General features: G+C 49.2%; 5 protein-coding genes and 8 pseudogenes. 2 read left to right on the top strand and 11 right to left on the bottom strand.

Annotated features, from left to right (window positions below; all coding sequences use genetic code 11):
* Positions 1-9: 9 nt before the first annotated feature.
* Positions 10-123 (top strand): annotated as a pseudogene (locus tag OSC37_RS11165) (IS6 family transposase); the annotation flags it as partial.
* A gap of 564 nt (positions 124-687) precedes the next feature.
* On the opposite strand, the gene OSC37_RS11160 reads toward OSC37_RS11165, so the two are convergent.
* Positions 688-1,644, bottom strand: a complete 957-nt coding sequence (locus OSC37_RS11160) for a glycosyltransferase family 61 protein (RefSeq protein ID WP_267161530.1) — start codon at positions 1,642-1,644, stop codon at positions 688-690.
* A 358-nt stretch (positions 1,645-2,002) separates the two neighbouring features.
* Between OSC37_RS11160 and OSC37_RS11155 the strand changes: the two are divergent.
* Positions 2,003-2,231, top strand: a pseudogene (locus tag OSC37_RS11155) (IS1595 family transposase); the annotation flags it as partial.
* Positions 2,232-2,447: 216 nt separating this feature from the next.
* On the opposite strand, the gene OSC37_RS11150 reads toward OSC37_RS11155, so the two are convergent.
* The 10 genes and pseudogenes from OSC37_RS11150 to OSC37_RS11105 form a co-directional block, all read right to left on the bottom strand.
* Entirely contained in the window at positions 2,448-3,593 is a 1,146-nt protein-coding gene (locus tag OSC37_RS11150; protein ID WP_267161524.1) for an ISH3 family transposase, read from the bottom strand.
* A 355-nt stretch (positions 3,594-3,948) separates the two neighbouring features.
* Positions 3,949-4,095 (bottom strand): annotated as a pseudogene (locus OSC37_RS11145) (ISH3 family transposase); the annotation flags it as partial.
* Between the two features lie 272 nt (positions 4,096-4,367).
* A complete protein-coding gene (locus OSC37_RS11140; RefSeq protein ID WP_267161529.1) occupies positions 4,368-5,567 on the bottom strand; it encodes a sulfatase-like hydrolase/transferase in 1,200 nt (399 codons plus the stop codon).
* A gap of 65 nt (positions 5,568-5,632) precedes the next feature.
* Positions 5,633-6,609: pseudogene (locus tag OSC37_RS11135) on the bottom strand (transposase).
* 262 nt (positions 6,610-6,871) lie between these two features.
* Positions 6,872-6,997 (bottom strand): annotated as a pseudogene (locus OSC37_RS11130) (IS630 family transposase); the annotation flags it as partial.
* Between the two features lie 506 nt (positions 6,998-7,503).
* A pseudogene (locus OSC37_RS11125) lies at positions 7,504-8,046 on the bottom strand (IS6 family transposase); the annotation flags it as partial.
* A gap of 214 nt (positions 8,047-8,260) precedes the next feature.
* Positions 8,261-9,439, bottom strand: a complete 1,179-nt coding sequence (locus OSC37_RS11120) for an ISH3 family transposase (RefSeq protein ID WP_267161275.1) — start codon at positions 9,437-9,439, stop codon at positions 8,261-8,263.
* Positions 9,440-9,512: 73 nt separating this feature from the next.
* Positions 9,513-9,611, bottom strand: a pseudogene (locus OSC37_RS11115) (IS6 family transposase); the annotation flags it as partial.
* Between the two features lie 63 nt (positions 9,612-9,674).
* Entirely contained in the window at positions 9,675-11,141 is a 1,467-nt protein-coding gene (locus OSC37_RS11110) for a flippase (RefSeq protein WP_267161528.1), read from the bottom strand.
* A 285-nt stretch (positions 11,142-11,426) separates the two neighbouring features.
* Positions 11,427-12,242 (bottom strand): annotated as a pseudogene (locus OSC37_RS11105) (transposase); the annotation flags it as partial.
* Between the last annotated feature and the right edge of the window lie 73 nt (positions 12,243-12,315).

Below are 12,315 nucleotides of genomic sequence, written 5' to 3'. Positions count from 1 at the left end.
ATACGTACTCGTGGAATAAAACGCAGAACATCTTCGTTTTCAAACTGTTTTATTCACGCCAAACAAGAAACAGCTGACGACTGGCTCAAATCATTCAGCTTCGCATGGAATCAGCTTATCTGAACACCTATGGAAACGCTGCTACCTACACAAACCACCGTTTTCGATAAAATAGTTACGCCGTCTTGGAATCTACTATCGCCACAGCCGACAGGCGGTCCATATCGTGATGCGGTGCGGTCGCTGTCTGGCGAAAGCAGTGGCTCACCAGACCCGCGCCGGCCGCTGAGGGCCGCTCGGATCGGCGGCCCTCAGCTCCCTCGTCTCTGTCCGCACTCAGTATCCTTCACCGTCGGGATCACGATCTCGTGACTCGGGGCGGTAGTGCGCGAACCAGAGATGCACCTATTCGGGCTTTCTCGACTGCCGCTGTCGGCGGCAGTCGAGCTGTAGCGCCCATGATTCGGCTCCCTTCGCGCATGGACCAGTCACTACCACGTGCTCGATGGCACGGTTCAGATATCGGTCTCGTGCGCCCCATGTCTTGGTTCACGTTCTCATGGTATAGCAGCGTTTCCATCGAGTCACTACCACCGTATCACTAACTAGACGGTTCCAGAGTAGTTGTTAATAGATCAAAATTAATACAATATATATATATATATATTCAGGAAACGATTATATTTATCAATCGTGCTTGCGGTCTATAGCTGCTATTAAAACTTCTTCAAGTTCGTCCACATTTACAACAATATCATTCGTTTTTTTACTTTTAGATGCACACAGCAAGTATCCATACCATCCATTTAGTTGTTCTGTTATCATAAAATATACACCGTTTAACCTATCTTCTGGGTGGAATTCGATAACTGCAACATCTTCCGTATAGATTATATCAGTTAGTCCTGCTCCATGAGGCCCTACAATAACATCAGCTTGTGCAAACAACGCGATTATTTCTGCCACACACATATTTGAAAGTATATACTTCTCAAACCCGTATCCGTTGAGAGTTTTCATAACTTCACTTTCATTTACAACCCTCCGTTCTTCTGCGTCATCTCTTGAAATATATACTCTATTTGAGAACTTAGATGTATTCACGTGTTCCATACATTTATTTCTGAGCTGTTCACGAATCCAGTGATAAGCGAAAGGTGAGGGTATCTTCGGATTTATTTCTCTCCGTAAGGTGGGAATTACTAACTTTTTTACTTTACCATACGCAGATGTCCATTGTATGAGATCATTGTCACTATACCCAAGCAGATTTAATGTCTCACGCTGAAAATCATTCAAATTAGGACCAAGAATTAATTTTGGGCTACTATTTGTTCTTTCTTCATATTCTTTTACACCTTCTAGTCGTGTGATAGTCTCTGCAATCCAATGAAAATAACCATCTACCCAACTATGGTGTAAAAGACAAGCCACATCAATCTCTTGCTTTGTATTATTTTTACCAATGATTCGCTTAGGTGTGTTAGATAAGGAATTTATAAAATTCAAAGTCTGAATTGTTGGTTTAACAGAACTCTCTTTCACATATTCTCCTTCATATAAGACAAAAGGATGAGACCCAACTAATGTCACATCGGATAGCACACCAACAAATGGCTTGGAAATTCGGTGTTCTCCTTTCATTCGGTCCATTTCTTCAATCCAGGTATTATATGCCTTTGGCTCAGTGACAGTAAACGTCCGTTCTTGATCATATTCAATGAAGCTACCATTTTGTTCAAACTTAGATTGAAGCTCGGAGCGTGATACTGCGTTATGTGAAAGAAGAGTCTCCAACCCGGACCGTACGTATGGAAAAAATGACTTTGCGATTTGCTTCGTGTGGGATCCCCTACGGACTATCATATTACTCCCTTATTCTGTTTAGGTATTTAAATTCATGTCTTACCATTTGCTTCCTAGACTTTGGTGAGCCGACATACGTGAGTTAATTCAGGCGGAGAATGACTTGTTCAATTTCGTAAACGAGACACATCAGGACGATAAGTCGCAGGGATTCTCCCTTGCCGACTCCGGCACCGGTCAGACGTACATTCACCCGCCGAAAGCCACAGAGGAATCAACGATTCGACTCCTGTTGACTCCGTCAGCAGGAGTCGCTGACCGTCTACACCAACGGCTTTCGTGCTTACGAGCCATTTAATTCGGATGATAAGTTCAACCGTCAGTACGTCGTCCACGACGCAGGCAAATACGCTGACGGCAATGTATAACCAACACTCAGTCGATCACATCAAAGAGCTCACTACCCTGTCCAGTAGCCGCTGAATAGTTGTCTTCGATACTTGGATAGAGTTCGAACGGAGTGAACCGGTAAGTTCTGTTCTTGGCGGCCGGAGTTTGATGCTTACCAGTCGCTGTCGGCGGCGGATCGCCGCCGACGCGACAGCGTTGCCACTCACGACCGCTGTCCTCATTTGGGGCAGCTACCGGAAGAACCGGTCGTCAAGCGGTTGGTTCGCTGGGACAGCTCTGCGGACGCCAAGTGCTGTCCAGGCTGCCCGGAGTACCATCTCACAGAACTCTCTGAACGGCCATTTCCAGAGGCGGCGCCCCCCGCGGCGGGGCGCCGCCACGTATTGCCAGTGGAGATACCGCCAGCTGTTCTGGAGCAGCAAGCTCACGATAAACATCACCAGTCGCAGACCAGCGTCCTGCGAACTAGTGAACGCGAGACTCTGTTTGGCTAATCGATAGCTCGATTCGATGCCGAAACGTTTGCTGTAGTGCTCTCGTGCATCTCGTGGCGTGTCGATGAACGGCGCGTCAGCGGCGTAGCCGTGGCGCGCCACCCCGTGTTCGTCGTACCGTCCTTGTTGGTAGACACAGTCGATGAACACAGGGAACGTTACCTTGCCGGCGAGATCGTGTTCGATCTCGCGGCTCCAGCCTCTGTTGAGTTCCTCCTGGATCGCCTCGCCCCACTTGACAATCGGCATGACGTAGGCGTAGTTGTGCGCGTACAGCAAGCTGAGACAGGTGCTGTTGTAAAATCCGCGGTCAAGGTAGACGGCCTTGACGGCCAGGTCAAGGCCGTCGAGAAGTTCGAGAAACTCTGCGAGGACATCGCTAGTCGTCTCACCGTCAACCAGCTGACGAACTGCCAGTGTGTAGCGCTTGTTGCGCACCCGCGCGTAGAGCGTGGCATAGGCGTGAAACGCGGTGGTTCCTCGTTTCGCCTGTGAGAAGTACAGAGCCTCTGTCTCGTCTTCGTCACCGTAGTAGGGATCGAGGTGGAGGTCGACGACGACCTCCACCGGCCGATCCGGCAATGTCTCAAGCGCATCTCGTTGTAAGAGCATGTCTCCAACTGCCTCGACAGTATCTAGGTCGAACTGATCGGTGAGATATCCTCGGACGGTATTGGCATGCGGCGAGTCGTCTGTCGTTTCGCAGACGTGATTGATCGAGGTCCCGCCGGCGCTGGCGCCGGCGAGGACCTCATACAATGTCTCCGTAGAAACCTTAACGTCTTCTCCGAGATCTACCGCAAGTTCCTTCTCAAGACTGTTGACGACAAAATTAAGCAGGTGCTCTTCCTCTATCTTGTTGTCTGCTTGTGGTTGTTGCACATCTTCCTCAAGCAGACGCTTCCTCTAACTCGATGTGATCGACTGACACTTGCTTGGCTCTCGTCTCATCGAAGAGTTTCCAAAGACAAACTCACGCCGCATCTCAGAGAGCTTCGGTTACGCCAGTGTGTCCGCCACAAACCCGGAGACGAAGCACTCAAAATTATCTTCAGTACCTCACAAACGTTCGGTGCTGATTGACCGCAACCCACAGATGAACGCTGCAGTCGGCACAGGTATCGCATGAATTTTCCACCAAACAGACAACAACTAGTGGATGGTGCCGAGTCGGCGGTGGTCAGCCGTCGACGACGACAGCGTTGCTACTACGAATCCGATGGTTCCCGGTTGGTATCTATCGGGTGAATCGGTCGTCAGGTGGCTTGTTTGTTGGAATCTTACGTTTCACCGACAGCGCGTTCCACGCTGCACGAGTGATCAGCCGAATGAAGTCCTCGAACGGCCACCACCAGAGGCGACGCCCGCCTTGCCGTGGCGTCGCCGGTTTGCTTAGTCACAACTCACCAAGCGGACTCCTTCAACTAACGAGCTTTGTGAGGTACTGACCTTTCAAACCGTACTATGTCGCTACCAGCAATCGCTCACCCAAGAGTGTATCAAGATATCGGGAAGAACTCCAGATAAACACTATCAGCACGTGGCCGGGTATATTTCATGCCGAACTGACTAACTCGACTGGTGGATAGCTATGCGTAGCTCACGGTTGTCTCAATGCTGTTCGTCTTGTAACGAGTGTTAGTCCGCAAGTAGAACTTAGCGATACCCAAGGTTAGACAATTGCCTTTTTGTTTCTTCGGACAGGTTTCTTTCCTTGCTCTCGTACTCTGATCGCCGTTTGTTATCACTCAACTTTCTTGCCTCCTTTCTTTCTATTTTGGGCTCCCCATACTGATAGCGGTCTCGCAGATAGTGTGGAAGCGTCAAGCTCAGTCTCTGTACTATATTCCTGTGAGAATTATACGCGGCTGTATGGCCTGATTGTGTCCCCTCGTAGATAGCCGTGATAGCCCTGATGATCTTTGAATTATCGACAAACACATGGCCGCCCGCTTTGGTCCAAATGCTGTGAGCTTCGTATGCTGGATCGATTATCGTCCCATGATATTTTCGCGGAGGCTGGACTATTGTCTTGGAGTAAGTTGCGCGATCATCCCCTACTGGCTCCGTCAACGACTGCCCATCACTGTCCACTTCCTTACCGGTAAGCACCTCCACAATGGTTGGGTAGAGGTCCGCCTGTTTCAGCAGATGTTGTCCCCGCTCGCCTGCAGGGAGAGATGGATGAACGAAGACCGTGGGAACGTACACTAATTCTGGCGTCATTGGGAGTTGATGGCCAAAGAACCCACCGTATTCACCCAGCAATTCACCATGGTCTGCTAAGAAAATGACGAGTGTATTATCAAGCACACCCCTGTCGTCTAAGATGGAAAGTCGTTGCTTAAACCGCTCGGCGCTTCCAGAAACTGTCTCCCGATACGCCGAAACGGCCTCGTCACGCGATTTCATAGAACGCAGCATTTCTGATGGACTACTGCTCTTACGCTCAGGATACGGAGCGTGTCCCCCATTGTCGTGTTCGAAGACGATGAAGGGCTCTTCTGCAGTCTCTATATCGAGCTTGTCCGGTTGGCCTAACACGTCTCGTAACGCGCCACCTGGCCAGAGCAACTCCGAATATCCAGTGTTGTAACCCTTAAGATCGAAAAATGTAGGCAGGTCTTTCGGAACTGTGTGATTAAACCAAGTGACGCCATGTTTTGGTGGGAGGAGGCCAGAAGAGATGGTCGGCAAGCACTGGGGTGTGGTCAGTGCATGTGCCACAGTCTTGAATGAGAGTCCCAGATCGGCGACTTCGTTTGGTAGATACTCAAACCGCAGCGCGTCCGCAAGAAATATATATACATTATTTATTTTCTCGGCATCCAACTGTTTCAACGGTTCGTCGGCCATATGTGTTGATGGGAACCACATACTATATTACTATTGGCTTCGCTGAGAGTGTCATAGAACTCTTCTCACACCGTGATAATTGTACTCCCTAGATTGTTTCCGCGTTCGTAGTTGGTGATTGCGACGACAAGGCGAAGGGATAGGGCAAGGAACACCTGTGCTCGTGCGTGGACGCGGCCTCGGGCGAACGCACGCCCGAGGCCGCAGTCCTTGACTGACTCGTTGGTTCGTTCGACTCCATTGCGGCGGTTGTACGTCTCGTCCAACGTTGGTTGCTTCAGCTGAACGTCTTCGCTGTGTTGTTCGATGCGGTCTTCGATTCTGTACTCGATGTCTTTTGGATCATCGGTGTTTCGCGCATTGTACGGGGCGACTGGCACGACCCCTGCGGCCAGCAGGTGGTCGTGCCAATCCAGCGTGTCGTAGGCGCTGTCACCGACCATCCATCTCGGCTTGGCGACGACGACGCGCGTCGCCGTCTCCTCTGGCGCTTGTTTGCTCTCTGTGAACTCGGCTGCAATCGGTATTTTTTGTCCGGCTGAAACAATCGTACAGCCGTACCCGTAGTAGTACTCTTAGTCGGTTGGATCGTAGCATTTCGATGCATCTTGATCGGCGGGCATCGCCCTCACGTCAGTTGAATCAATGCAGTAAGTCAAGTCGAGCAGGCCGCGGCGGGCGGCCTGCTCGACGAGGTGACCAAGTCCCTTGTTAACAACGTGTTCAAGATCGGTAAGGAAGCGATCGACCGCGTCTCTCGACGGCGGTCGATCGAACCCACAGCTCAGCCAGACAACCGTGTTCCGAAGCTCTCGTTCAACGGGACGAATGCCGTAGATGTCCTTGTAGTAGCAGTGGAGAAAGCCACGCATCAGCTCTGGTGGTTCGTGGTCTCGTGTTCGCCCCGTCTTCGCCGGGGCGAACACGTCGAACTCTTCGAGAAATTCGAAGGAGAGGTGCTCGAACAGCGCTACGTCTCGGTCTCCATGACATTAAAGAACGACTCTACCGAAGGATCATCTTGCAGGGTCGCTGAACTCATCCACCTCAGCGTTCGCCCTGCTCTTTGATGTGCTACTCGTTCTATGACACCCTCTTCGCTAGCAAATCGCCACTGTTCCCAGTACTCTGGATATGATAGAGCGTAGTTTGGTTTGGTCAATGAGTTGCATTCGCGTAGCGATCATTTACTCAGCGACCACCAATGAACTTACAACCAACTGAGGAACCAGTTCCGCTATCATCAATAGCGATTTAGATTATCATCCCATCGTTGGAGTAGGACTGCGTTCCCATAGTAGTGATTAGAAATACTTGCTCATATTTGGAGTCGAAAGTTGATTGAGCGCAACATCAATCGCGGTTGCTAGGTCATCAAGCGAGTCAAAAAAGCGGTTGCTCAGAGCTTCTTGGAGTTGTATCCAGCAATCCAACCATGTTCAATGAAGGGAGAGATCTTCGTAGGTAGTTTTCTAGCATCAGCGATATGTTTGCTGATTCTCAAATCAATGAGCGTGTCATCGATTTCCAATAGAGGTTATTCGTCGTTGATCTTTTTGGCCTTGCGGTCACTTTTTTGATAAATAACTAATATATTTGACGGTCTCCTCAGAGAGCAATGAATGTGGTTCTTTTGTCCAATTCCGGTAGATATTCGCCCAGAGAGGATAACATAACAGATCAAATTCACACTCAAACAATGTCAGGCTAAAGATATTGTATGAGCGAGTTTTAACTAGAGCGGTCTGCGGACACTGACCGCCTCAGTAAGTGATCAGCGTGACTTCTGAAGATAGAGAAAAGAAACTTCGATTCAGTTATTAGCGAATCTCAGCTTGTAACTCAACCAGAACAACATCTTAGCATAATTGTATTGAATTGTCTTCTGTCTTCGAAGGTCTCTGGCAAAACCTTGCCGTTTCAGACACGGTAGTGTTCAGATAAGCTGATTCCATGCAAAGCTGAATGATTTGAGCCAGCCGTCAGCTGTATCTACAGCGGCGTTGCTGAAACAGTTTGAAAACAAAGATATTCGTCGTTTTACTTCACGAAATACACGTTCGACACTATTCCGATTTCCATGGCGTTCGTATCGGAAATCGAGGCCGTGCCGAGAGCAGGCGTGTTTCAGTTGCGGTGCGCCATCGATGAGAAACATGGCGTCGTTGACGTCGTGTTTCTCGCGGATTTCAGCAAAGAAGCCGTGAGAAATAACGTTTATTCTCGTCGTTTCAAGCTGTGTATGTAGTAATTTGTTCGTTTTCAGATCGACGGCAGCATACAGTCAATACTGCTCGTCATTGAGTCGGATCACGGTTTCGTCAACCGTAACGTGATCCGGACTCTGTTCGTCTTCCGGCTGTAGATCTGCCTTGTGAACCCAGTTATGAACTGTTGAACGTGCACGTTCGACACCAAATATTTCGAGAATTGAAACAGTATTCGAAAGCGATAATCCAGCAAGATGCAACTGAATACTCGGTACTTCACGAACGAGTCGACACAGCGTGATCTGAACGCCACAAACGAATCACTTTCTGTATGATTTTGGGGGAGATTCTCGCAACCACTGTGAAAGAACGGACGGCAGAAACGAGCTACCACACCAAACGGACGAGAACAGGCAATTTTACGCCGGTGCTGCAGAGAGCTGTCGCTGACGGATCCTCGGACAGGCCGTGGGCTGACCGCGGTCAGCCCGCGGCTGCCACCGAGCCGTACGTCTCAGGAACACCCACACCGTTCGCCTCGACGTACCAGCGTCGCTCTAACTCGTCTTCGAGTTCGTTCCGAATCCAGTCACAGAACGTCTTGAACGTGAACTCCTCCGGGAGGTCGCGCCCGCCCCGCCGCGGGCGGGCGACGACCGCCCATCGGAGCACGAGCCACAGATTCTCCAGCAGTGCCGCGACGAGCATTATCGCAAATCGCACGACGGGATCACGCGTTGTCGTGATCCCTCGTGCTTGCCGAAGCAACCGGTAACTCGTCTCGATGCCTGAGCGTTTCCTGTAGAGGCGTTCGACTTTCTTCGGTGACTTTTCAGCAACGCCACAGGCGACGTAGCCCCGAACAACCTCTCCGTGTTTGCCACGGTCGCCATTCTGGTAGGAGACTGCGACCGCGAGCGGGATCTGAAGCTCCCGCTCGCTGTCCTTGTACATGCGATAGGTCGTCATGTACGACTTGTGTACGTCGAGTTTGTCCTTCATGCGCTCACCTTTCTTGGGAACGTGAACGACCGTTGCAGCGATCTCACGGGAACGGCGGATGACGCGTTCGTTGTAGAACCCGCTGTCGGCAAGCAGGAGGTCGATTTCGAAGGGATAGTTCTCGACGCGGGCGAGCACGCGCTCGACCGCGTCGGCCTCGTCTTCGTCGTTGCGGACGTACGTCATCGCCAGCGTCACTGGCTTTTCGTTGGAAACGATGTACGCCGTACAGTATCGGTGACACGTTGTGGTCCCATCTTTGGGGGACATTGAACAGAGTTCGCCTTCATCGGCGTAGTGATCGCCGTGGTAGGGGTTATCGATAAAGTCGATGGAGACGATTCTCGACCGGTCAGCGTCGAGAATCGTCATAGCTAGGCGAGCGAGTAGGAGGTTAGCGACGAATTCGAGCCACTGCCGATTGAGTGTATGTAGCCACGTCAAGACGGTGTCGTCGCATGGTGTTCCGTCGGTGTCCTTGCAGGTTTCCCAAATCGAGGTCTGATTGGTGCAGGCCAAAATGACGACGAGCCAGATATCGCCGGGGTCGAGGGGGCTCCCCTCGACACCCGGCAACGGGAGTGGAGTGATGACCTCTTCCGCTACGTCTTTTACCTCCGACGCCGAAAGATAACCGTCTGGATTGGGGAGCTTGAACACATCCTAATCCAGACACTTTCTCGTGGTCAAATCAACGATTCAATCTAACCGATTACGCTGTTCGTGAAGTACCGATACTGAGCTTCATCAGAAATCGTGGTGTCGCTTCGCGTTCAACAAACGCTAAGTCGATCTGGTCGATACTACCGCTGAGGAGTGCGTTTTCTGGCATGAACACTCTGAAAACGTACGCCTCACTCTTCAATCCTTATCTGAACACCGCCTTACAATAGACTCAATTATTACATCTAATATAATCTAACTCAAAATGTATTAATTGCGTCCATAAGGCCAAAGTCATCCAAACTAGAATACCAAGGCCTGTTAGAGCTATCAGGTGATGAATGCCCTGTATATATCCTACGAATGGATAAATTACTGCAGACATTACAGCTGTGATTAAACAGACTATTAACAGATAATGGAACAGCCAACGGAAATTAATTTTAATTTCGAATGACATAATATATGTAATTGATATCGCATAAACTGCATATGTAAGGACTGTTGATAAAGCGGCACCGGTAACTCCAATCCAAGGTAAAAGAAAAATATTCAAACCGGCATTTGCCATTGAAGTAACTCCTTTTATCGCCGCACGATCTCTCGCCCGGCCAAGGAAATCTAGACATTGCCCATTGAGCGTAACAATTGAAGAAAAGATAGCATATAGCGATAATATTTGAAGGATAGGAACGGCATCAAGATACTGACTACCAAAAATCATCCTAATAGTTGGTTCGGCAAGCACAATTAGGCCTGCAGCTGCGGGAATATAGAGAAGCAGTCCAATTGAAAGTGCGTCATTATATAATTCAATTGCATCGTCTTTATTCCCTTTCACTATGTCAGCCTTTAGAGTAGGGGCAAGAGTAAATGTTAGTGAAGAGATAGGAGACTGTATAAACATTATCATTTGTCTACTAATAGTATAATAAGCCACAGCGGTTGGATCAATGATGAGGCCTATCAAAAAGACGTCTACTCTCTTATCAATGGAATTTGCAGCATTTGACAAGATAAGTGGGAGTGAATATTTGCCAATTTTTTTCCGTAATTTTGTGTCAATAGTGTCTGACTTTATCGTATTATAGTAATTTATGTACATGTAAACAAGGCCACAAATAGCACTAAGTAGGGCCGCTAGTATGTAACCCAGTAACGCACCAAGAGTGTTAAATCCGAAGTAAACGAACACAGATACAAGGATAGTACGAATAGTCCGGTTCAAAAGAAATATTGCTGAACTGGCTTTTATATTTTCAAAACCCTGAAGCGAAAGTCTAGCAAAAGAGAATAGCGTTGAAGCTGCAATGAAGCCGGTTCCTATAAATAATAGTGATGTGATTTTGGGTTGATTAAGTAATTCACTAATATATGACCTTCCAAAGATTATAATTGCACAAGTACTTGCGATTGCGATTATTGTATATATCAATCCTGTTGTTAGTATATGCGGGATCTGGTCAGGTTGAGTGTCCTTGTAATCTGCAATATATCTACTAGTGGATTTTCCTACGCCTGACCGACTGAAAATTTTCGCGACCTCTAAAACTGAAATCGTAAGAAAAAGCAAACCATAGTCATTGGGAGAAAGAAACTGCGCAAGAATGATCGTCAAGCTGCCACCTAATATAACCCCTAGAATTTGGCTACTGGTTTCAAATTTCAGGTCACCCCCGATCCGTGATATCAAACCCATAATTTAATGAGATTCTTATAGAGTAATATCTCGACTGGGTCTATAATAACGTTGAGCAACGGTAAATATCTGTTATCATTATTTTCCAATCATGGTTTTGACAAGCGGTTTGATCGATTAGTTTATCCAATATTATCCTTACTTTTGTAGAATAACCTACTAATGATTCAGTTCGTGGATGACGATATAACTAATTCGAGAACAGCGACTTCAATGTTTTGTTCGTGTCTAATAGTGTCTAGGGGAGTGTTTTACCAATAAAGAGAGGGTGTCATAGAACTCTTATCACACCGTGATGATCGTGCTTCCCGGATTGTCTCCGCGTTCGTAGTTGGTGATTGCGACGACTAGACGAAGACACAGGGCGAGAAACACCTGTGCTCGTGCGTGGACGCGGCCTCGGGCGTGCGTTCGCCCGAGGCCGCAGTCCTTCACTGATTCGTTGGTTCGTTCGACTCCCGTACGGCGGTTGTACGTCTCGTCCAAGGTTGATTGCTTCAGCTGAACGTCCTCGCTGTGTTCCTCAATGCGGTCTTCGATCCTGTACTCGATGTCTTTCGGATCGTCGGTGTTTCGCGCGTTGTACGGGGCGACTGGCACGACCCCTGCGGCCAGCAGGTGGTCGTGCCAGTCGAGCGTGTCATAGGCGCTGTCTCCAAGCATCCAGATCGGTGTATCGACGGCGAGCGCGTCACGCGTGACGCGCATCGCCGTCTCCTCTGGCGCTTGTTTGCTCTCGGTGAACTCGGCTGCAATCGGGATCTTTTGACCGGTTGAGACGATCGTACAGCCGTAGCCGTAGTAGTACTCGTCCTCGGTTGGATCGTAGCATTTCGACGCGTCTTGATCGGTAGGCATCGCTCTCACGTCGGTCGAATCAATGCAGTAGGTCAAGTCGAGCAGGCCGCGGCGGGCGGCCTGCTCGACGAGGTGGTCAAATACCTCGTCAACGACGTGTTCAAGATCGGTGAGGAAGCGATCGACCGCGTCTCTTGACGGCGGTCGATCGAAGCCACAGCTCAGCCAAACAACCGTGTTCCGAAGTTCCCGTGCAACGGGACGAATGCCGTAGATGTCCTTATAGTAGCAGTGGAGAAAGCCAACGCATCAACTCTAGTTGCTCCGTTGAATAATGACGCCGTCTGCGGATTATATCGCTGATTCCAGGAGATTT

Origin of the sequence: Halovenus salina, assembly GCF_026410925.1 — an archaeon.
Taxonomy (GTDB): domain Archaea; phylum Halobacteriota; class Halobacteria; order Halobacteriales; family Haloarculaceae; genus Halovenus; species Halovenus salina.
This window is presented reverse-complemented; position numbering and strand designations above follow the sequence as displayed.

Bases quoted from the DNA above. Each gene is read 5' to 3' on its own strand.
- OSC37_RS11110 (WP_267161528.1), bottom strand. From the start codon at position 11,141: ATGGGTTTGATATCACGGATCGGGGGTGACCTGAAATTTGAAACCAGT.
- OSC37_RS11140 (WP_267161529.1), bottom strand. From the start codon at position 5,567: ATGGCCGACGAACCGTTGAAACAGTTGGATGCCGAGAAAATAAATAAT.
- OSC37_RS11160 (WP_267161530.1), bottom strand. From the start codon at position 1,644: ATGAAAGGAGAACACCGAATTTCCAAGCCATTTGTTGGTGTGCTATCC.